The organism is Pedobacter gandavensis, assembly GCF_032677645.1.
Classification (GTDB): domain Bacteria; phylum Bacteroidota; class Bacteroidia; order Sphingobacteriales; family Sphingobacteriaceae; genus Pedobacter; species Pedobacter gandavensis_A.
This window is the reverse complement of record NZ_JAVTSB010000001.1, coordinates 705,686-728,038: the sequence shown is the minus strand read 5'-3', so window position 1 is coordinate 728,038 and position 22,353 is coordinate 705,686. Positions and strand designations below refer to the sequence as shown.

Sequence of the window (22,353 nt, the reverse complement as noted above, 5' to 3'; positions counted from 1 at the left end):
GATTTGTTAATACATTTACTCGTTTTTATCAACAATTTCAGGTAAAAACATTTGCCAACAGGGAATAGGCTTAGATAGGGGGTATGGATTGGAATAATGTGGTAAATGTTGCGTTATTGTAAATAAAAAACATAAACCGATGAAACCTTTTGTGTTTTTGAGTGTCTTAGTATTAAGTTTTAGGTTTTTAAGGAAGGTGCAATTGTGGCGATTGTGCCTTTTTTATTACCCCTTAAACTCCGTTATTCGCCTGGCCATCCCATTGAAAATAAAGATATGGAAAGGAAACATCGCGTACCAGTAGACCCTTCCCCATAATCCGGAAGGGCGGAAGGTGGCAATCTGCGACAGGAAATATTGCCCATGAAATTCAATGATTTTAAATTCTAACCAGGCTTCTCCGGGGACTTTCATTTCCGCAAATAGCAACAAACGTTTGTGTTGCTGATCGGCCAGTAAAACCCGCCAGAAATCCAGTACATCGCCGGCATGGATGGAGGTATTGCTCGTTCTTCCCCTGCGGGTACCTACGCCGCCCATCAGCTTATCCAAAAAGCCCCTTAAATTCCATAACCAGTTGGCATAATACCAACCGCGGTTTCCGCCGATACTCCAGATGTTTTCAAATACTTCCTGTGGATCTCTTGTAAAAGGCATTTTAACCTTATACTCCAGGGTTCCGTTTTGTGGAACTTTAACCTGATCCATGAAGCTCGTATCCAGATAACCCCGGTTCAGGGCATCTTTCCAGCTGGAAACAATAGCGTTTTGCTCAATTTTCTCAAAAGCAAGCTCCAGGGTTTTACGGTAGGCTAAACAGCTGCCCGGAATCACCGTATGGATGTTATTTTCTTTACAAACCACCTCGTTTTTCATGCTGTCTACCAGACTCCTCGCCAAAGCATAGGGAACAGAAGTGACCATGTTTAGCCAGAGCGAAGATAAGCGGGGTGTAAGCAAGGGTAAGGTGATGATGAAGCGCTTTAAATGCCTTACTTCTGCGTACTGTAGCATCATTTCTTTATAACTCAGAATGTCTGGTCCTCCGATGTCGAAAGTCTGCCGGAGAGCTTTCTCATTTGACAATACGCCACTTAAATACCGGAGTACATCGCGTATGCCTATCGGCTGGCATTTAGTTTTAATCCATTTCGGGGCTACCATGACCGGTAATTTCTCCGTCAGGTCTCTGATGATTTCGAATGATGCGCTTCCGGAGCCGATAATAATCGCTGCTCTTAAAATGGTAAAAGGAATCCCCGATTGTGTTAATACCTCCTCTACCGCCAGTCTGGAGCTTAAATGTTCCGATAGCCCGGAGTCGTTCACAATGCCGGTCAGGTAAATTACCTGCTGGCATTGGGTAGGTTTCAGACATCCGATAAAGTTTTTTGCTGCGCGGCTTTCCAGTTCGGAAAAGCCATGTTCGCTGGCCGACATAGAATGGACCAGGTAATAAGCCGCAGTAATATCGGCTGGGATTTCTATTAAGCTTTCTGGTATGAGCAGGTCTCCACTGATAATTTGTACCTGATCACCAAAATCTGAGGCCTCTGCAAAACGCCTTTTATCACGAACCATACACACCACTTCATGCCCTGCTGCCAACAGCACAGGGAGTAACCGGGTGCCGATATAACCATTCGCACCTGTCAGCAGGATTTTCATTTTAAGGTATGGGGTTGAAAAGTATCCGTTTGTACCACAGACTTTAATTCCTGTAAAATGGTGTATAAGCCGAAATTGGTACGGTTCACATAGATGAAGTGTTTTACGCCTCTGGCCTGTTTAAATTCAGGCATGGTGGCCACTTTTTCCGCATATTTATACAGTTGATCAAAGAATTCAGGCTTACTGAAATCGAAGGTTTTGCTGGTATATGGTCTGGCAAAAAGTTCGATCATCTCACGGTAAGCCTTATAATAAAACTCAATCTGACTTTCGGTATCTTCGGGATGAATCATTTCCAGTTGCCTGAAAGCGACAATGGTTTTCGCTTTGTCCTGCAGCACATCTGTGGAGATCAGGGAGAAGAACGGATAGTAAAAATCATCCGGCATTTCCTTGATACAGCCAAAATCAATGACTCCCAATTTCTCATCGGGCGTGATCATGAAATTACCCGGATGTGGATCCGCGTGTACGGCTCTGAGTTCATGCTGCTGGAAATTGTAAAAGTCCCAAAGGGCTTGTCCGATTTTGTTTCTCAGCTCCTGTGAAGGGTTGGTTTTCAAAAACTCTTTCAGGTGCAAACCTTCAATCCAGTCCATGGTGATGATCCGTTTTTTGGAAAGTTCAGGGTAATATTTAGGGAAGACCACATTTTGTAAATGGCTGCAAGCTTCGGAAAACTCGATAGAGCGACGTACTTCCAGCTCATAATCGGTCTCTTCCAGTAATCTTTCTTCTACTTCTTTGATGTAAATATTGAGGTCTTTTTCGTTCATTCCCAACAGGCGGAAAGCAAAAGGCTTCACCAGTTTCAGGTCCGAAGAGATGCTGTCGCCAACACCGGGATATTGTATTTTAACGGCTAAGGTTTTTCCGTTTAGCTCTGCCTGATGCACTTGTCCGATGGACGCGGCATTGCTGGAATGCAGGTTAAATTTATCGTAAATCTGCTCCGGAGTTTTTCCGAAATGCTTGCTGAAAGTTCTGACGATGAGGGGGCCGGAAAGGGGAGGTGCATTATATTGCGACTGAGTAAACTTGTCGATATAAGATTTTGGCAGGATATTTTTATCCATACTCAGCATCTGGGCAACCTTTAAAGCACTGCCTTTAAGTTCGCTCAATGACTTATAAATATCAGTGGCATTGTCTTCATTTAGCTCATCTCTGCTCAGCTCCGGGTTAAATAATTTCTTAGAATAATGCTTGATATAATTACCACCAATCTGAATTCCTGTTTTTACAAACTTCGCTGATCTCTGTCCCTTCGTTACCGGAATACTCCCTTGTTCTTTCATGAATTTTATAGTCCCATCTTTTCTTTAAAGTTTCCGTTTCTGGATAAGAATTTCCCGTATTCCAGGAGGTTATCCAGCGGAGAGCGCTCAAATAGGTCGAAGGTTACATTGACACCTTTTTCAATGACTTCATCAGTTTTTTCAAATCCGGCACTGTCGTCAGTGGTCCAGAAGTTAACGATAAAGCCAAATTGTACCCAGACTGCGTCTTTATAACGCTTGCTTAAGAATTTGCGGTTGGCCAATTCGCCACTTTCCAGGCCTTCATTGATCACTCCTTCTGCGAAGTTCTCAAAAATCGGCCTTACGCCAGATAAAACCGCTGGTGTACCAAACTTATTCTGGTGTTTTTTTAAGCTATAGATGATGAAACTCCGGTGTCTTTTTAAAACTTCTACAAAGCTGTAAAAGAAAGAAAGGATTTTCTCTCTTGAAGAGTACTGGCTCCAAACTTCCTGCGCTTCGATTGCATGGATCGTTTCGAGGGTAAGTTCTACCCAAAGATTCTTTTCAATACTTTCAAAAGAGGGGTAGAAGTCATAAAAATCCGTCTCCGCAATCTTTAGTTTCTTAACAAAGCTATATACTGATGCGGGTTGTTCGCCATGGAGAAGTACATAATCAATGTACCCGTTCTTGATTTGTTGCGCAGTTGCCATTCCTTTTTATTTAATAAACGTTAAAGCGGTCTGCTTAGTTTCGCAGACCGCTCAATTTAGCTTATTATTCCATCACGGTTTTGTAATAAAATGTAAGGCGTCCCGCGGTGTTTATTTTAAACCCAGTCTATGTTTTCTTAAGGTGTCTTTTGCAATGTCATAACCAGCATCTGCATGTCTGATTACGCCCATAGCCGGATCATTATGCAATACGCGTTTGATCCTGATGGCAGCATCTTCAGTGCCATCGGCAACGATCACCATCCCGGCATGAATAGAATATCCGATGCCTACGCCGCCACCATGGTGTAAAGAAACCCAGCTGGCACCACCGGCAGTATTGATCAGTGCATTGAGGATCGGCCAGTCGGCAACGGCATCAGAACCATCCAGCATGGCTTCCGTTTCCCGGTTTGGAGAAGCCACAGAACCGGTGTCTAAATGATCTCTGCCAATCACTAAAGGCGCTTTTACCCGGCCTTCAGCCACTAATTTATTAAATGCCAGACCGGCTTTTTCTCTTTCTCCTTGTCCGAGCCAGCAAATTCTTGCCGGTAATCCCTGGAAAGCGATACGTTCCTGAGCCATGGTAATCCATTGCTTCAGACTCTCATTTTCCGGAAAAAGTTCCAGAATTACTTTGTCAGTTTCATAAATATCCTGTGGATCACCACTCAGTGCGGCCCATCTGAAAGGACCTTTTCCCTCGCAAAATAGCGGACGGATATAGGCAGGAACGAAGCCTGGAAAGTCGAATGCGTTTTCTACGCCGGCTTCCAATGCCCTTCCGCGCAGGTTATTCCCATAATCAAAGGTAATAGCGCCACGATCCTGCAAGGTCAACATCTGACGAACGTGTTTTGCCATCGTTTCATAGCTCTTTTTCACATAAGTCTCCGGATCTGCTTTGCGCAAATCGTTGGCTTCGGCTACGGTTAATCCCTCCGGGAAATAACCGATCAAAGGATCATGTGCTGAAGTCTGATCTGTCAGCGTATCCGGGGTAATGTTGCGGTCAATCAGTCGTTGGAGTAAATCTACCGCATTGCAGACTACGCCAATCGACAAGGCTTTTCCGTCTTTTTTATAAGCTAATGCTTTATCAATAGCGGTATCAATATCATGTTCAATTTCGTCGATATAACGTGTTTCCAGGCGCTTTTGAATGCGCCATTCTTCCACATCTGCGGCCAGACAAACGCCCTGATTCATGGTAATCGCTAAAGGTTGCGCGCCACCCATTCCGCCCAATCCGGCAGTCACGTTTAGCGTACCTTTCAGGTTGCTGTTGAAATGTTTTTTGGCCAAAGCCGAGTACGTTTCATACGTTCCCTGAACGATTCCCTGCGATCCGATGTAAATCCAGGACCCTGCGGTCATCTGTCCGTACATCATCAGGCCTTTATCTTCCAGCTCATCAAAATGTTTTTGCGTAGCCCACTTTGGAACCAGTTGCGAGTTCGAGATCAATACCCTTGGGGCATCTTTATGGGTTGGCAAAACGCCAACAGGTTTCCCCGACTGGATCAATAATGTCTCGGTATCTTCTAAATTCTGAAGTGCTTTAATGATTAATGCTAAAGCTTCCTTATTTCTGGCAGCTTTTCCACGCCCTCCATAGACGATCAGCTCTTCCGGCCGTTCGGCTACCTCGGGGTCAAGGTTGTTCAGTAGCATTCGCAATGCAGCTTCCTGTACCCATCCTTTACAAGTCAATGTATTTCCGGTTGGGGTTTGTCTTTTACTTAAATCTAAACTTAAATCCATTATGCGGTCATGTAAGGGCAATGTTATAAAACAAATGTATGTAATTATGTGAGATTGCGTATTTTAGCCCTCGAAATTGAAAAAGCGCCGTCAACATATCCATCAAATATTATCCATAGCCTTGCTTTGGGTGTTTGCGATAGCTTTGACGCCTTTTAGCGCCTTCCACCACCATGAGGAAGAAGTGCATTGCCAGAATGAAAAAATATGTACCCATAAATTACACGTTGGGAGTCATGTAGAAAACTGTCTGGTTTGTGCCGCACATTTCGAAAAAAACTACCTGCAGGAACAGACTCAGTTTCAGGTTTACCTGGAAACAGTCCCTGTCATTAAGCATTATGCTTTATTAACCGGTTCTTATACCGAACTCATTAGCACCTCACTCCGGGGTCCTCCAACCGTCTAATCTTTTTCTTTTCCTTCGGGTGATTTTTCCTTTAGGAGATTTTCCTCCGGGAGATCAAATAGCTTGTCAATTTTAGGGATTGGCCAGGTTGCTTATACTGGATTTTCAGGAATTTTTGCTGTTTTTAACGGTAGCTGTGGCTGCGGGATAGGAAAAATTAGAAACAGGCTAAGGATTTTCCTGGTCTCCCCGTATTTTGATCTTTGGAGGATGGCTGATCATAGCCGCAAAACTCAATTTATCATTTATAAAACTGGCTTCGGCCAATACAATGCTTTGCGCAATAGTATAGTGTACAACGCAGCATAAAACTGTACAATGAAACAGCGCAAAGCATCACTACACACCAAACACATGAAAAAGATACATCTGGTATTAATGGTTTTACTATACACCCTTTTCTCGGCTCCTGCATTTGCTGCCGGACTAGCAGAATTCAAAGGTAAAGTTACCGATGCCGACACTCAGGAGCCATTAGTTGGCGCAACGGTCTACATCAGCGATTTAAAAGCAGTGACCAGCACCAATGCCGAGGGAGAATTTATTCTTAAAAATATCCCTGCCAAAGGGCGATTCCTGCTGGAAGTCCGCTTTATCGGCTATAAAACCTATTCGCAAATCGTAGACTTGAGTACGATCAACAAGTTAAACATCGCTATGGCACCCTCTGCAATAGAAAGCGCGGAAGTGGTGATCACGGGCTCGCCATTTAGTGCGAACAACAAAACCAACAGTTTATCCGTCGTTTCTATAGGTAAAGATAAGCTGGCGCAGGCTGGCGGAACAAACCTGGTAGACGCGATCGCTAAAGTACCGGGGATATCTCAGGTGAGCACTGGCGGTGCGATTTCTAAACCAACCATCCGTGGATTGGGCTACAACCGCGTATTGACCATGGTTGATGGAGCAAGAGAAGAAGCACAACAATGGGGCGATGAGCATGGAATTGAAGTAGATCAGTTTTCTGCGGCAAGAATAGAAATCCTGAAAGGCCCGGCAAGTTTACTCTACGGCTCTGATGCTTTGGGTGGTGTGATCAACATTATCGATGATCTTGTTCCGCCTCCAGGCACGTTTAACGGTAATTTTACCAGTACCTATGCGACAAATAACGGATTAACTGCTTCTTCATTAATGCTTCAGGGCAATGACAATGGCTTCGTCTATCGCGGTCGCGCTTCCTATAAAAACGCGTATGGCTTTGCGTATAAAGATGCGGTAGTGCCGAATTCTGGTTTCAACGAATTCAATTTAAACGGGATGGTGGGTTTAAATAAGAGCTGGGGATATTCTCATTTGACTTTCTCCCGCTTCCACACCAATATTGGTTTAGTAGAACACGGGCCTAATGAGCAAGGCGAATATGTAAACGAAGAAGGCGAAGTGATCCCAAAAGCCGAAGCACAGGAACGCAGAATCGGATTGCCTTTCCAGAACATTAACCATTACCGCGCGGCATTAAACAGTAATTTTATTCTCGGAACCGGACAGCTGAAAACAACTTTTGCTTTTCAACGCAATATGAGGAAGGAATTTGAAGAAAGTGCCACAGAACCAGGACTAAACTTAAACCTGAATTCTTATACCTATGATGTAAAATATTACTTCCCGAATGCGGGGAAATGGGAGCCGGCAATCGGTGTTCAGGGCATGTACCAGAATAATGTGAATAAAGGCGATGAGTTCCTGATCCCTGATTATAATAGCAACAATGTCGGTGCTTTTGTGTACCTGAAACGTAATTTCGAAAAAGGAGCCTTCAATATTGGTGCCCGTTACGATTACAAAAAGGTAAATGGGAAAGCACTTTCAGTAGATGGGGAGCCTTTATTTACCGCTTTCGACAACCAGTTTTCTAACGTTTCCGGATCTGTAGGTTTTGCGTATGAGGTAGCTAAAAACCTCGTGTTAAAAGGAAATGCCGGATCTGGATTTCGTGCCCCGAATATTGCCGAACTGGCAGCAAATGGTCGCCATGAAGGAACATTCAGATACGAAATCGGGAATTCAAACCTGAAACAGGAAACCAGTTTACAATTTGACCTGGGACTGGAATACACGGCCAATTCGGTTACTTTCGGACTAAACGCCTATGCCAACCGCATCTATAACTACATCTACGCGGGTAATTTTAACAATGAAACTACCGGAATCACCGATGGTGGAGGCCTGACAGAAACCTTGCCGGTTTACCGTTTTGTGCAAACCAATGCCGACCTGATCGGGGGAGAAGCCTCTATGGATTTCCACTTGATCAAATCGCTGCATTTTGAAAACTCTTTTGCCTATGTCAAAGGAACTAACCGCGCAAATGATCAGCCCTTGCCTTTCATTCCGGCAGCATCGATCAATAACGAATTGCGTTTCGAACCAAGTATCAAAGGCCTGGCCGGAACCTATATGAAAGTAGGCTTAACCAATGTGTTGAAACAAGCGCGTTTCGATAGTTTTGAAACTCAAACGGATGGCTATACGCTGTTAGATGCCGGAATCGGAACCACGATCAATACTAAAAAAGGGAAACTGAACCTCTGGGTAACCGGACAAAACCTATTGGATACGAAATATTTTAACCACCTGAGCAGGTACAAAATGGAAGGGATTTACAATGCCGGACGTAATGTAACCTTCGGGATCAGCGTACCGTTCTTATAGGCGCTAATTGCAACATCAGCAAAGCAGCTGTCTCCTGAAATGAAGTGAACCCCAAAAGTTAGACAAAAACTTTTGGGGTTCACTATTTGTGAAGACAGCCGATTTGATTTTATTAAGCCTCTTTCGTTTTCAACAAACCTTCTTTTGTTCTCAAAAACACCACCGAAGCGGCGATATCAACCGCCAGCAAGCGATCTGCTTCATTAAAAGAAACAAAGCCCCGGTAATCTGCATGCAAAGCTGCTATCGCCTCAGAAGAGCGTAATGGCTTCCTCAGGTCTAAAGCCTGAGCGGCAGTCAATAATTCAATCGCTAAAATTCTTTCCAGGTTATTAACTACGCGTAAACACTTCGTTGCGGCATTTGCACCCATGCTCACATGGTCTTCCTGACCGTTACTGGAAACAATGCTATCCACCGAAGCTGGCGTACATAACTGCTTGTTTTCGCTGGCAATGGAGGCTGCGGTATATTGCGTAATCATCAAACCGGAGTTCAATCCTGCGTTTTTCACTAAGAAAGGCGGTAATCCCCGCTGACCGGAAATCAATTGAAAAGTCCTTCTTTCTGAGATAGAACCTAATTCTGCCAGGGCAATACAAAGGAAATCCAGGGTTAAAGCCAAGGGCTGGCCATGGAAATTCCCTGCAGAAATAATACGGTCTTCTTCCGGAAAAACATTGGGGTTATCGGTCACGGAATTGATTTCCGTTTCAAACACCGAGCGGATATAATTGATGCTGTCCTTACTTGCCCCATGCACCTGAGGTACACAGCGGAAAGAGTAGGGGTCCTGCGTTTGCTTGCCTGGTCTGCTGATCAGCTCGCTTCCGGAAAGCCATTTCGAAATGCTGGCTGCGGTATGTAATTGTCCGGCATGAGGCCTGATGACATGACTAAAAGTTTCAAAAGGATCGATTCTGCAATCAAAACCATCAATAGACATGGCAGCAATGGCATCGGCCCAATTCATCAGGGCTGAGGATTTCAACAAGCAAAATACGCCGTAAGCACTCATAAACTGTGTTCCGTTGATCAATGCCAGGCCTTCTTTCGATTGTAACTTTAAGGGTTCCCAACCTAATTTTTCATAGAGATTCGAAACCGCTATCTTTTCTCCCTGATACCAGACGATACCTTCGCCAATCAGGGGAAGGGCCAGATGAGCAAGGGGAGCAAGGTCGCCGGAAGCGCCTAAAGAACCCTGGGTATATATCACTGGTAAAATATCATGGTTGTAAAAGTCGAGCAGCCTGGAAACTGTGGCTAAGGCAATGGCAGAATGGCCATAACTCAGCGACTGGATTTTTAGCAGTAACATCAACTTCACGATCTCTGGAGCGACCTCTTCACCGGTTCCACAGGCATGGGAAAGCAGCAGATTATGCTGCAGCTGAGAAAGCTTTTCTGATTCAATCTCTACGTTTTGCAAATAGCCAAAGCCGGTATTGATCCCGTAAACCGGCCCCTCATGACGGGCTAACTTTTCGTCCAGGTAGCTTCTGCATTGTTCTATTTTTGCGATAGCTGCATCGGATAATTGTAGCAAAGTTTTCTCGGCGATAATCCTGGAAATCTGATCCATAGTTAACCGCTCCAAACCTATTTGGTGACTGCTCATACATTTTATATTTCCCCAAAAATATAAATAATGCTTAAGTTTAGAACTTTCAGTACCTATTATTGTTTTCCCTAAAATCATCCTATGTTTTATCAGAAATTTGTGCTTTACTTCTGCTTACTTTTCAGTGCCACAGCGAGTTTGGCCCAACAGGCAGATACCCTCTCTATCTCCTTAGAAAACGTTAAATACCCTTATCCAGTCAAGTATTTTCCAATTCATACCGAAGGACAGGATATCAATATGGCCTATATGGATGTGGCGCCTCAAGGCAAAGCGAATGGTAGAACAGTAGTATTGTTACATGGTAAAAACTTTGCTGGATACTACTGGACAAGCACGATAAAAGCATTGAGCGACCGCGGATTTAGAGTTGTGGTTCCGGATCAGATCGGCTTTGGCAGATCATCCAAACCATATATTCATTACAGCTTTCACCAGTTATCCCGCTGGACAAAACAATTACTGGACACCTTAGGCATTCAGAAAGCGAATATCCTTGGCCACTCGATGGGCGGAATGCTGGCTACCCGTTTCGCATTGATGTATCCTAAAAATACCGAAAAACTATTACTCGAAAACCCGATAGGCTTAGAAGATTACCGCAATTTCATCCCTTACCTGAGTACGGATCAGCAATACCAGAACGAATTAAAAGCGACGCCTGAAAGCGTAAAGAAATACTATCAAAGCTCTTATTTCACCGTTTGGAAACCAGAATACGACGAATTGGTTCGCGTTGCAGGTGGCATGACGAAGAGTGCAGATTTCCCAAGACTGGCCAGAGTTAACGCCATGACCTATACCATGATTTACGAACAACCGGTAGTCCACGAATTTATCAATGTACGTGTCCCTACGGTGTTGTTTATTGGAAAAGAAGACAAAACGATTGTTGGAAAAGGGCTGTTAAGTCCGGATCAACAGGCTCTACACGGACAATACCGGTTTTTAGGTAAGCAGACCGCTGCTAAAATACCAGGTGCAAAGATTGTAGAATTCGAAGGCTGCGGGCACATTCCACATATAGAAGTACCCACAGAATTCAATGTTGCCGTATTAGGCAGTTTATAAAACATAACTGGCAGTCCTATAATGGGCTGCCAGCTGTAAAAGTTTAGAAGTAAGCTATAAAAATAGCTAAGAAGCCTTCCCTGCCAGATCCTGCGAAAATATCTCCGACAAGCTTTCATAAAGCTCCGGGTGTTTCGACTTAAACTGATCTGGCTTTTCAAAGAAATATTCCGATACTACTGCAAAAAACTCCGCCTCATTGGTGATCGCATAAGGGTTAATATCTGATTTTCCCTTTTCAATTCTTTTCATCTCCTCATGGATCATTCTTACCCATGGCATCACATATTCGTGTCTCATCAGGTTTTCAGGGATACCATCAGTTGCACCGTCAGATTTATCCAGCAAGTGTACAAATTCATGAATGGCCGTATTCTCTTTATCCGCTGCATTGGAAAATCCTTTGATCAAGGCCGCTCTGGATAAGATCATTTGTCCGTTCATATAGCCAGAACCAACCATGCCTAAGATATTGCGCTGACCGCCTTCATACTGGAAATCCTCGTTAAAGGTATCCGGGTATAACAGGATATTGGTCAGGTTGCGGTAATGCCATTCCTCAAAACCAAATACCGGAATCACGGCACTGGAAGCAATCAATAACTTATCAAGTACAGTCACCGGAGTGCCTACACCTTCAATTTTTACCTCTGCCAGAAACGCAGAAATGCGTTGCTCAAACTTTAAACGGTCTTCTACGGTGAGATGCTGGTAATAAACCACATGCTGAAACAGCATCTGCTTATCTTCTTCGCTTAACATCACATAGTTTCGGTGACTGTCTTTTCTAAAGATAAAATAGATCACCAGCAGTAAGATCGGGATTAGTATAAAAAATGCCTGCATGGGTTAAGCCTCCAGTATTTCCAATTGTGTAATCACCTGTTCTTCGGTTACCGGGTAAGCCTCATTGTTCACAATGGTCTGATAAACCGCTTCAAATAAGGGCAGGTAACTGCCTTGCAAAGCAGGAATCTCCTGTGTAGTCTTTTTACCATCGGCATCCAGTAAATACAATTTACCTTCCGTTCCCGGGGCCTCAATACCATAAGCAGGGTCATTAACCTTCATGCCTGCCAGCAATTGCGCTTCCTGGGCATCCGCTCTAACCTTATGTAAAGAACCACTTGTTCCGTTGATTACAAATGCCGGTAAAGATTCTACCACCATCATATTCGAATGAACAAATACATTGACACTATTTGGATAACTCAGGTGAATCGAGAAATAATCGTCAACCTGTGTATTTACGCGGTTTTTACCCAGTATCTTATGAAAAGCATCAGGCTTACCGAAAATACTCAAAGCCTGATCCAGTAAATGCGGACCAAGGTCGTACATCAAACCAGCGGCAGCAATCGGGTCCTCTTTAAAGCTTTTTACGCCAATCGTAGAACGATATCTGTCGTAACGGAAATGTACTTCTGAAAGTTTCCCAAGTTTTCCGCTTTCAATCACTTCACGAACCGCTCTGAAATCACTGTCCCATCTTCTGTTTTGATAGAAAAGCACTTTCCTGTCCAGCGTTTTTGCCAGGGCAAGAATCTCTTTTGCTTCTTCCACCGTAGCGGTAAAGGGTTTTTCTACTAAAATATGTTTCCCTGCCTGTAATGCTTTTTTAGCATAATCATAGTGGGTATTGTTTGGCGTATTGATGATGATCAGTTCAATTTGTTCATCGGCCAGTAAATCTTCGATGGTATTATAGCTGATGATTTCAGGATAATCTGCAGCTGCATTTTTTTGATTTCGCTCGGTTACGGCACGTAAGGTAAAACCGGGATGCGCCTGTACAAAAGGGGCGTGAAATACTTTTCCAGACATCCCGTAGGCCATCAGACCGGTTATGATTGTTTTTTTCATAGGTATATTATTGTTTTTCAATGGTCATGTATTGATCATCTGCCAATAGTTTTATCGGTGTAAAAGCCTTTTTTCAACTACTCAGGTGATATAGGCTAAAATAGTAAAATCAGGGGCTAAACCCTTAATTTTATTGTAATAATGCACAAAGCTTAATTTGTATCTTTGAGGCATGAAACCTGCAGAAATACACGCGAAATGGAAAGTTTTGCAACAAAAGATAGCTCAGGAGTTTGATTCTGATGTACCCGATTTAAAGGTGATTTTGTTTTTAATCGGTGTACAGGAGTTGGGCAAAGGACCTGGCAAGTATAGTAAAAGACAAAAGGAAGAGTTAATGCACATTGCAACCTGCCGTTTATTGAGTGAAATGGGTTTTTATGAACTGGAAGGATTGGACCAGGATGGATGGCCACATTGGAAACTCACGAAAGCCGTTCCCTCATTTGCAATGATGGAGCAGGAGTTGTTACTAAAATCCCTTGCGGTATCTTATTTTGAAGATATCTACGGAACGCCGGAACAACAGGAAGAAGAACACTAAGCTGAGTAAAAATCTGATCACATAAAAAACCCCGAAGTACAATGTACGACGGGTTTTTTAACTTTATAGGTAGATGTGGATGTTCTTATTTTCCTTGTTGAGTCGCTTGTTGTTTCAATTGATCATTGGCAACAATTACCACTTCAACTCTACGGTTAGCAGCTCTTCCAGCCTCAGTGCTGTTGTCAGCAATTGGCTCAGACATACCTTTACCGATAGTGATTAAACGTGATCCAGGAATACCCTGAGACACTGCATAAGCTTTAACTGCTGCAGCTCTACGCTCAGAAAGACTCATGTTATAAGCTTCTTTTCCGATGTTATCAGTGTGACCAATTACTTTAACGTCCGTTCCCGGATATTTAGCAAGAGAAGCAACTAAAGCTTGTACATTAGCTCTTGCAGCTGGAGTTAAGTCAGATTTGTCGAATCCAAAAAGGATACCACTATCAAACTTCACGATAATACCTTCACCTTCACGGATTACTTCAGCATTAGGGATTGCATTTTGAATCTCTGCAGCTTGTTTGTCCATTCTTTTTCCAATAAATCCACCGGCAGTACCACCAACAGCAGCACCAATGATAGCCCCAACAGCAGTGTTACCCGCTTTTTTTCCGATAAGAGCACCTAGAACACCACCTGCAGTAGCACCAATACCTGCACCTTTTTGTGTTTTAGTTAAGCTATCACAGCCCTGGAATGTCATTGCACCCATTGCTAATGCGATACTAAATGCTGCTATTTTAAATCTTGAAGTAATCATAGTTTTATAATTTATTTTACTAAGACCGTTAATCAAACGGAATGCCAACTTTCGTGTTTTGTAAAATTATTGTGTCATAGGAATAATTTAACAGCTAAATGTCAGGAAAAAGAGAAGCCAGGGCCTAAGACCTGGCTAAAACAAGATTTAATACTGACTATAATTCTGTACAATGCCAGATCTTACTCTGCAAAATAAGCTTCCAGTTCACTTAATGTCGTTTCTGTTTTGTGTATATCTTTGATAATCACGCCTTTTTCCATTAAAATAATCCTGTCACATACGTCAGTGACATGGTTTAAATCATGACTGGAAATCAGGGTAGACATCTGGCGTTCTGCTTTTAGGGAGCGGATCAGCGTTTTCAGGCGGATCTGCGTGGTTGGGTCAAGGTTGGCGAAAGGCTCATCCAGAATCAACAGATCCGGATTTTGCATTAAGGCCGCGGCAATCCCGATCTTATTTTGATTTCCTTTAGAGAAGTCCCTGATATACTTGCCTTTCTTCAAAACTTCCCCGTTGAAGAAGTCCTCAAATTGGAGCAGAAATTCGGTTACATCTGCTGCGGTCATCTGATGAAGACTCGCAATAAACATAAAATATTCTTCGGCAGTGAGGTAATCAATCAGAAAACCTTCATCAAGATAGGAAGCGGTATAATCTTTCCAGCTGTCAGTGCTATCCACCAAGTCGCCTTTAGAGCGGATTTCTCCTGCGCTGGGGCGGATCAGATCCAGTACCATCCTAAACATGGTGGTTTTCCCTGCTCCATTGTTACCCACAATTCCCACAGTTTCCCCGGCATTGATCTGTAGGGATTCAATATCGACAACGGTTCTATCGCCGTAAGTCTTTTTTAAGTTTGAAATTTCTAAAATCATGATTTTTCTCTAAAGCCTGCTGCAATTTTGTATTTTCTCTTATTAAACTCTTTCACTAAAAAATCTATCCAGAAGCCCCGGGTCAGGAAGCCGGCAAGGCCGAATAATCCTAAGGCCAGCAGTCCCCAGTAAGGATGGCCGCTCAGAGAAAGGGGAAGGAAGATCAGGAATGGGCATAAAAAATAAGGGATACCCAAGATCCACTGACTGGCGCCTACGCCCTGGTAATTGAAGGCTGCCGCTTTACTAACATCGATGGCTTTATAATTCCGTGTGGCAAAGTACAACACGATAATTGTCCCTATCCCGACATTATAAAGGTATGCGGCCAAATGAATCACCAGTATTTTCCAGCTGATGAATCCATATAAACAGCTCAAAAGCGCAACCAATGTGGAAAATAGTGTGAATAACAGGAATTTCGCCCTGAAAAAGTCTTTGATGTCAATCTTATTCGCCATCAGGCCATCGAAATGTGCGGCCTGCCAGCCAAACATGAATTGCCCGTAAACACTGATCGAACTACCCGTCATGAATACAGCGGCAAAAATCATGATGCCAATCTGGTCCTTATCTAAGGCCTCTTTTTTATAAAACAGTAAGCCATAAAATAACAGGAGCGAACTCATGGTGATCGCAGAGCGACTTCTTTTATTTCTGAGAATCAGCTTAATTTCCAGGGCCACTAACGTACCTACCTTCCCAAAACGATTCAGAAAGGGGTAATCGGTACTGGCTTTTTCCGCTTTTGCGCTACTCAATTCCTCTACATATAGGTTACTGCGCAGATAGCGGGCATTGGCTACAAACATCAGCGCTGCTAATACGGTAAAGCCCAGTGCAGCGAAAGGATAATCGGTAATAAAGTAAAATACGGTATTTGAAATCGCGGCAATAGAGAACACTTTGAAATATTCCAGTAAGGCGAACCCAACGATCACCAGCAATACAATGGGTACCAGGGTCAGGTTCTGAATGCTCAGTCTTTTGATATATAAAGCCGCATAATTGTTAAAGATCATCAGGGAAAAGATGGCTACCACATACATCAGCGCGGCTAATGGACCATAGATCTCCGATATTGCGGTTGCGCAAAAAGGCAGGAATAAAAATAGGGGTAACACGTTAAACGCAGAAAACAGGGCGCTTACATTTAAAAAGTTAACGATCTTTCTCTTTGGAATTCTCAAATGAAGATAGGGAACAATGGCCAGGGTTGGCAAATCCTGCAATTGCATCCGCATCATAAAATCAACAGCGAAATAGTAAAGAATGAAGCCATTGAAAACATCAAACACATTTTTCTTAGGGAAAATCTGCTCGATAAAGCCTTCTAAGCCGATGCCCAGGAAAAACGCGGCCCCCAGTAGGTATAAGACTACAAATCCGATGAGCAACTGCGTCGCAATTGTTCCACCTTTATTTTTTGAGCGCCAGAAGGATTTCCATTGATGGTCCAGAAAGGTTGAAAGCATATTAATAGTTGTATTTATTTTTCCAGTTTTGTCGTAGCTTCTCCCTCAGTTTATCTTCCGCAGGGTTTTTCCCCGGGTCATATAATTTAGTGCCGCTCAACGTGTCAGGGAAATACTCCTGTTCTGAGAAATTCCCTTCAAAGCCATGTGCATACTGGTAGTCTTTACCGTATCCAATCTTTTTCATCAGCTTGGTTGGCGCATTGCGAATATGTAATGGGACTGGCAAATTGCCGGTTTGTTTCACCAGGGCCTGTGCTTTATTTATCGCCTCATAAGCGGCGTTGCTTTTTACCGAAGAAGCCATATACGTTACGGCCTGAGAAAGGATGATTCTAGACTCCGGAAAGCCAATGACATTGACCGCCTGAAAACAGTTGTTGGCCATTAAAAGCGCATTTGGATTGGCATTACCGATATCTTCGGAGGCCAGGATCAACAATCTTCTGGCGATAAAAGAAGGATCTTCACCACCTTCAATCATTCTGGCCAGCCAATACACAGCGGCATTGGGATCGCTACCCCGGATACTTTTGATAAAAGCGGAGATGATGTCATAATGCTGCTCGCCTGCTTTATCGTATAAAGCCAGGTTCTGCTGGGCATGTTTCAACACATTCTCATTGGTCAGTACAATCTTATCACCACCGATGCCATTAACGGCAATTTCCAGCACGTTTAATAACTTGCGGGCATCTCCACCGGATAAACGGATCAGGGCCTCATGTTCTTTAATCGTGATGTTTTTGGTCTTCAGTACCTGATCCTGTTTAATTGCTGTTTGCAATAAACCGGACAGTTCTTCTTCATCCAGGGACTTTAAAATGTACACCTGCGAGCGGGAAAGTAAAGCGGAAATTACCTCAAAAGAAGGGTTTTCGGTGGTTGCACCGATTAAAGTGACTAGTCCTCTTTCTACGGCACCCAGTAAACTGTCTTGTTGTGATTTGCTGAAACGGTGGATCTCATCGATAAAGAGAATCGGAAGACCCATGAAACTATTTTTGAGCGCTGCGGCCCGGTCGATCACGTCCCTGATGTCTTTTACGCCGGAATTGATGGCACTCAGGTTAAAAAAGGGACGGTCTAAAGTTTGAGATATAATGTAAGCAAGCGTAGTTTTCCCAACACCCGGCGGGCCCCAAAAAATCATTGATGGGAGCTGCCCGCTTTGAATGGCTTTACGCAATACGGCATCAGGGCCTACTAAATGCTGCTGGCCCACATATTCATCCAGATTTTGAGGGCGCATTCGCTCTGCTAAAGGAGGTAGGTTTTGCATAATCAGTAAGTTTTATTCCTGGTCTTTCGTCGCACTGACAGTTCCTGAATCAGGGCTGGCAGTAACGGCTGTATTGGTGGTATTAGTTTTTACGCTTGTATTGGTGTTCGCTGAACTTTCTGTAGCAGCAGTATTTGTGCCAGAAGGAGCAGCAACAGCAGCACTTTCTGAAGTTCTTGCAGCACCTGCAGGTTTTCCTTTAGGTTTTTTGCCCCATACTTTACGTTGTTGTGGCTTTTTGCGGTCAAATTTCTTTTCTCCTGCAAAACCTTCCGGAGCATCAGCCGGAACTTCTCCGAAATGTTCAGGAAGCGGCATTCTGTCGATCGTTTTTTCGATCAGTTTTTCAATATTCGCAAATTTACGCTTGTCTTTTTCATTCACCAGGGTGATTGCAGTACCGGTAGTTGCGGCTCTGGCCGTCCTTCCGATTCTGTGGATATAATCTTCCGGATCATGAGGTACATCAAAATTGATCACCAGACTGATCCCTTCCACATCAATTCCTCTTGATAAAACATCTGTTCCAATCAATACCGGAACACGTTTATTCTTGAATTCCGATAAAATGGCCTCCCTTTCTTTTTGCCCAAGATCAGAATGGAAAGCTTCTGCTTTAAATCCTAATCCACGGAATACCTTACCCAGGTTCTTTACTTTTTCCTTCGTAGAAGCGAAAATCAGAATGCTTGGAAACTCTATATTTTTCATGAGTTCAGTCAGTAATTTAACTTTCTGAGAGTCATGAACAAGGTAAGCTTGCTGGTTAATTCCTGCTGCCGGTTTAGAAATCGCGATACTGATTTGCTCAGGCTCATGAAGTAATTTAGCGGCAAGAGTTCTTATTTTTGGAGGCATCGTTGCGGAGAACAATACCGTTTGTCTTTTCTTAGGAAGGAAGCTTACGATGCGCATAATGTCATCATAAAAACCCATGTCGAGCATTCTGTCTGCCTCATCTAAAACCAGGTGTTGCAACTGATCCAGTTTCAGCAATCCAGAAGAAAGATGGGAGATTAAACGTCCCGGAGTGGCAATAATGATATCTACACCTTCGCGCATAGAGCGTTTTTGTTGCTCATAAGCGATACCATCTCCACCACCATAAACCGTTAAAGAGCTGATGTTGGTGAAATAGGAAAGTGCTTCTACCTGTAAATCTATTTGCTGTGCAAGCTCACGTGTAGGCGCCAATATCAAGGTATTGTTATGGCGGTTTTCCGTCATGCTGATCATGTTCATGATCGGCAATAGGTAAGCACCGGTTTTCCCGGTACCTGTTTGTGCGCAGGCAATTAGATCTTTTTTATCTAGAATTAGCGGAATAGCTGCTGTTTGAATAGGCGTCGCATTGCGAAAACCCATGGCTAGTAAACCCTCTAATAAATCAGGGTTAAAATTAAAATCTTTGAAATCCAATATACTTCTGTGTTGTTAGTATTATCCTATAAAAGTAACCTTTTATTTATGAGATGTCTAATGTTTTTTATGTGGTGGAGTACATGCATGGGCTTGATTATTAATTTATAAGCCCATGCTGATTACTTTTTCTGGTCGGCGTAACCGAATACTTTTTGTAAAAGCGGGGTCGACCTAGCACCCAGATTGTCTCTGATTTTAAGCTCTTCCTGAGCCACCTGGATAAACATGCCCTCTATCGCTTTTTGAGCTACATAGCTGGACAAGTCGGTATTTACCGGCTTCACCAGGGGAATTTTATTGTACTGTTTAGTGGCATCGCCCCAGTATTTTGCCGCACCAACTTTACTTAAGCTGCTCGTAATTACCGGTTGAAATTTCTCCATCAGCTGCGAGGTGGTTACTCTTTTAAAATAGTTGGTTGCGGCATCTTGCTGCCCTAATAAAATATTGGTTGCATCCGCAATCGTCATCTGTTTAATGGCCGAAACGAAGATCGGTTTCGCCTCTTTCGCTGCATCTTCTGCCGCTCTGTTTAAGCTCAAGACCACATTATCGGCAAGAGAACCCAAGCCAACGCTGCGTAAGGTTTTTTCTACCTTTAGTGCTTCCGGTGGGAAGAGGATTTTTACGGCAGCATTGCCCATAAATCCATCTTTGGCCGACAATAAATCTGCGCCTCTGCCGATTCCTAATTCTAATGCTTCTTTAATCCCGAATCCGATTTCAGAAGTACTTGGTGTACCCGTTGTACCGGTTACGCTATTGGCTGTATTGGTCGTTGCAGGTTTTGTAGCTGCGCTTACTTTTTTTAATATTTTACCGAGTTGTGTTTGACTTTGCGCTTCGATGCTGCTCAGACTAATTAAGCAGGTGGCGATCAAATAAATGCTAGTTCTTTTCATTGACTTTGTTTGTGTTTTCAATACTAAGCAAATCTTTGGCCAATAAAGCAGTCGACTTTGCTAATTTTAAAAACTCAGAACGGTAACCCTCTGTATCTTTTCCCTGTGCGGCTTCGGCAAGGCCGATTACCTGTTCAAAACTAGCACCCTGTTTAAAGTCCGACTGGCGTAATAGCAGGCCAAACTCTGCCACTGCGGCAGCAAAGCGGAAATTCTCTGAAGCACGGGCAAATGGAAAGGTCGTATCCAGCACTGCCTTTTGCAGCAACTTGCTTTTATCGCCATCCGGTTGTTTGTAACGCATTTTTACCGTCAGCATTTCCGGATTGTTGTTGGTGCTGCTCAAAGCCTTATTTTCCTGATATTTTAAAGGATCAACGGAAGGGGTAAAGCTGCTGTTGACGCCGTAAGGGATGATTTCATAAAAAGCAGTCACCGTATGTCCGGCACCCATATCACCCGCATCTTTAAGGTCGTCATTAAAATCTTTATCTTCCAGCAAGCGGTTTTCATACCCGATTAAGCGGTAAGCCTGAACCTTTGAAGGATTAAATTCTACCTGCAATTTCACGTCTTTGGCCACGGTAAACAGCGTGCCGCCAAACTCATTGATCAAGACCTTTCTGGCCTCCGTAATGTTGTCGATATAAGCATAATTTCCATTGCCTTTATCGGCAAGGAGCTCCATTTTGCTGTCTTTGGTGTTGCCCATGCCATAACCCAATACGGTTAGGAAGATGCCGCTTTTTCTTTTGGCTTCAATCAGCGTTTCCATTTCCTGATCACTGGATATACCTACATTGAAATCCCCATCTGTGGCAAGGATTACCCTGTTGTTGCCCTTTTTGATGAAGTTTTCTGCGGCTACTTTATAAGCCAGTTCTAAACCTTCTCCACCGGCAGTAGATCCACCAGCTTCTAATTTATTCAGCGCATCTTTAATGGTGGTGGTTGCAGAACCCGGGGTAGAAGGGAGTACCAAAGCCGATCTTCCGGCATAGACTACGATCGCTACGCGGTCTTCCGGACGCAACTGATCCGTCAGTAATTTGAAAGAAGAAACCAGTAATGGCAGTTTATTCGGTTGGCTCATCGAACCAGACACATCAATCAGGAAGACCAGATTGGCAGCCGGCAAATTCGCTGTTTTTATTTTCTTAGCCTGTAAGGCGATTTTTACTAGTTTATGTTGTGGATTCCAGGGAGCTGACGCGATTTCTGTCAGGATATTTACCGGATCATCTCCCGTAGGCTGCGGATAGTTGTAATCAAAATAATTGATCATTTCCTCAATCCTGACGGCATCTTTAGGCGGCAAACCACCATTGTTCAGGTAACGGCGCACATTGCTGTAAGACGCTGCATCCACATCAATTGAAAAGGTAGAAAGTGGCGTTTTTAGCGCGGCCTGAAAAGGATTCTCCACAATTGGGGCATAACTTTCTGTATTTCCGAACTGGCCTATCCTGATGCCGGGTTGTTGACTGCCAACGATATTTGTGCGCATGCCAGGGTATGCATTATATTTTTTCTGCGACTGGTTAATATGGGCAATTCCACGGATCATGACCTGTTGTTGTTTACCTTTAGTCATGACCATGGCCTGGTTCATCACATTATTTGAGGAATTGGACTGCGGATTCGGGTTAACCACTATAACTTCTTTCAAAACAGGAGGTTCGTATGATTCCGTTCCAATGCTCAACTGTACATTTAATGTCGTTTTCTTAACAATGCTGAGTCTTTGCGCCAGATAACCCGGTTTATTGAAAATCAGCTCCAGTTCCCTGTCTTCTAAAAAGAGCTCATAATGACCGTTTTTATCGGTTAAGGTTTTTTTACTCCCGGAAATATTGCTGACTTCTACGCCGGCAATTGGTTTTTTAAGGCCGAATTCAGTGACCGTACCTTGTATTTTTTTTATCGCGGAAGCATTAAATCCAAGTAGTACGAGTACAAGGAAAAGAGGGAAGAAAAACTTTTTCATAATTTCAATGGTTTACACAATGATGTAAGCTTTGACGAATTTCCACACCATTCTCAGAAAATATTTTTATACTTGAT

General features: G+C 43.4%; 18 protein-coding genes. 4 read left to right on the top strand and 14 right to left on the bottom strand.

Annotated elements, in window-relative coordinates:
* Positions 1 to 225: 225 nt before the first annotated feature.
* The 4 genes from R2Q66_RS03145 to hutU all read right to left on the bottom strand — a co-directional run bounded on the left by R2Q66_RS03145 (position 226) and on the right by hutU (position 5,395).
* Positions 226 to 1,668 carry an SDR family oxidoreductase gene (locus R2Q66_RS03145; protein ID WP_316746543.1) on the bottom strand — a complete coding sequence of 481 codons (1,443 nt, stop codon included), beginning with the start codon at positions 1,666 to 1,668 and terminating at the stop codon, positions 226 to 228.
* The gene (locus tag R2Q66_RS03140) at positions 1,665 to 2,969 is read right to left on the bottom strand and encodes an AarF/ABC1/UbiB kinase family protein (protein ID WP_316746542.1); all 1,305 of its coding nucleotides are present in this window, start codon (positions 2,967 to 2,969) and stop codon (positions 1,665 to 1,667) included. Before R2Q66_RS03140 ends, R2Q66_RS03145 begins: the two co-directional genes overlap by 4 nt.
* Positions 2,970 to 2,974: 5 nt before the next feature.
* Positions 2,975 to 3,628, bottom strand: a complete 654-nt coding sequence (locus R2Q66_RS03135) for a TetR family transcriptional regulator C-terminal domain-containing protein (protein ID WP_316746541.1) — start codon at positions 3,626 to 3,628, stop codon at positions 2,975 to 2,977.
* Between the two features lie 111 nt (positions 3,629 to 3,739).
* Positions 3,740 to 5,395: a urocanate hydratase gene (gene hutU, locus R2Q66_RS03130; RefSeq protein WP_316746540.1), complete on the bottom strand. Its 1,656-nt coding sequence runs from the start codon at positions 5,393 to 5,395 to the stop codon at positions 3,740 to 3,742.
* 76 nt (positions 5,396 to 5,471) lie between these two features.
* Here hutU and R2Q66_RS03125 point away from each other — a divergent pair, with 76 nt between their 5' ends.
* Together R2Q66_RS03125 and R2Q66_RS03120 are read left to right on the top strand one after the other, a co-directional pair.
* Entirely contained in the window at positions 5,472 to 5,804 is a 333-nt protein-coding gene (locus R2Q66_RS03125) for a hypothetical protein (protein WP_316746539.1), read from the top strand.
* Positions 5,805 to 6,158: 354 nt separating this feature from the next.
* Positions 6,159 to 8,459 (top strand): TonB-dependent receptor, encoded by a 2,301-nt coding sequence (locus R2Q66_RS03120; protein WP_316746537.1) that lies wholly within the window; start codon positions 6,159 to 6,161, stop codon positions 8,457 to 8,459.
* Positions 8,460 to 8,571: 112 nt separating this feature from the next.
* Here R2Q66_RS03120 and hutH read toward each other — a convergent pair whose 3' ends face one another.
* Positions 8,572 to 10,080 (bottom strand): histidine ammonia-lyase, encoded by a 1,509-nt coding sequence (gene hutH, locus R2Q66_RS03115; protein WP_316746536.1) that lies wholly within the window; start codon positions 10,078 to 10,080, stop codon positions 8,572 to 8,574.
* Positions 10,081 to 10,164: 84 nt separating this feature from the next.
* Here hutH and R2Q66_RS03110 point away from each other — a divergent pair, with 84 nt between their 5' ends.
* On the top strand, positions 10,165 to 11,154 hold the full coding sequence (locus tag R2Q66_RS03110) for an alpha/beta hydrolase (protein ID WP_316746535.1): 990 nt from the start codon (positions 10,165 to 10,167) through the stop codon (positions 11,152 to 11,154).
* 66 nt (positions 11,155 to 11,220) lie between these two features.
* On the opposite strand, the gene R2Q66_RS03105 is transcribed toward R2Q66_RS03110, so the two are convergent.
* Both R2Q66_RS03105 and R2Q66_RS03100 read right to left on the bottom strand, forming a co-directional pair.
* A complete protein-coding gene (locus R2Q66_RS03105; protein WP_316746534.1) occupies positions 11,221 to 12,000 on the bottom strand; it encodes a zinc-dependent peptidase in 780 nt (259 codons plus the stop codon).
* A gap of 3 nt (positions 12,001 to 12,003) precedes the next feature.
* Positions 12,004 to 13,017 (bottom strand): Gfo/Idh/MocA family oxidoreductase, encoded by a 1,014-nt coding sequence (locus tag R2Q66_RS03100; protein WP_316746533.1) that lies wholly within the window; start codon positions 13,015 to 13,017, stop codon positions 12,004 to 12,006.
* 172 nt (positions 13,018 to 13,189) lie between these two features.
* Between R2Q66_RS03100 and R2Q66_RS03095 the strand changes: the two genes are divergently transcribed.
* Positions 13,190 to 13,561, top strand: a complete 372-nt coding sequence (locus R2Q66_RS03095) for a hypothetical protein (RefSeq protein WP_316746532.1) — start codon at positions 13,190 to 13,192, stop codon at positions 13,559 to 13,561.
* An 85-nt stretch (positions 13,562 to 13,646) separates the two neighbouring features.
* Here R2Q66_RS03095 and R2Q66_RS03090 read toward each other — a convergent pair whose 3' ends face one another.
* From R2Q66_RS03090 to R2Q66_RS03060, 7 genes are all read right to left on the bottom strand, one after another.
* Positions 13,647 to 14,327, bottom strand: a complete 681-nt coding sequence (locus R2Q66_RS03090) for an OmpA family protein (RefSeq protein ID WP_316746531.1) — start codon at positions 14,325 to 14,327, stop codon at positions 13,647 to 13,649.
* 182 nt (positions 14,328 to 14,509) lie between these two features.
* On the bottom strand, positions 14,510 to 15,208 hold the full coding sequence (locus tag R2Q66_RS03085) for an ABC transporter ATP-binding protein (RefSeq protein ID WP_316746530.1): 699 nt from the start codon (positions 15,206 to 15,208) through the stop codon (positions 14,510 to 14,512).
* Positions 15,205 to 16,683 (bottom strand): DUF5687 family protein, encoded by a 1,479-nt coding sequence (locus tag R2Q66_RS03080; protein ID WP_316746529.1) that lies wholly within the window; start codon positions 16,681 to 16,683, stop codon positions 15,205 to 15,207. The genes R2Q66_RS03085 and R2Q66_RS03080 overlap by 4 nt, the downstream gene beginning before the upstream one ends.
* Before the next feature lies 1 nt (position 16,684).
* On the bottom strand, positions 16,685 to 17,965 hold the full coding sequence (locus R2Q66_RS03075) for a replication-associated recombination protein A (RefSeq protein ID WP_316746528.1): 1,281 nt from the start codon (positions 17,963 to 17,965) through the stop codon (positions 16,685 to 16,687).
* Between the two features lie 12 nt (positions 17,966 to 17,977).
* Entirely contained in the window at positions 17,978 to 19,384 is a 1,407-nt protein-coding gene (locus R2Q66_RS03070; RefSeq protein WP_316746526.1) for a DEAD/DEAH box helicase, read from the bottom strand.
* Positions 19,385 to 19,506: 122 nt separating this feature from the next.
* Positions 19,507 to 20,289: a DUF4197 domain-containing protein gene (locus R2Q66_RS03065; protein ID WP_316746525.1), complete on the bottom strand. Its 783-nt coding sequence runs from the start codon at positions 20,287 to 20,289 to the stop codon at positions 19,507 to 19,509.
* Positions 20,276 to 22,276, bottom strand: coding sequence for a YfbK domain-containing protein (locus tag R2Q66_RS03060; RefSeq protein WP_316746524.1), 2,001 nt, complete (start codon positions 22,274 to 22,276; stop codon positions 20,276 to 20,278). Before R2Q66_RS03060 ends, R2Q66_RS03065 begins: the two co-directional genes overlap by 14 nt.
* Positions 22,277 to 22,353 lie beyond the last annotated feature (77 nt).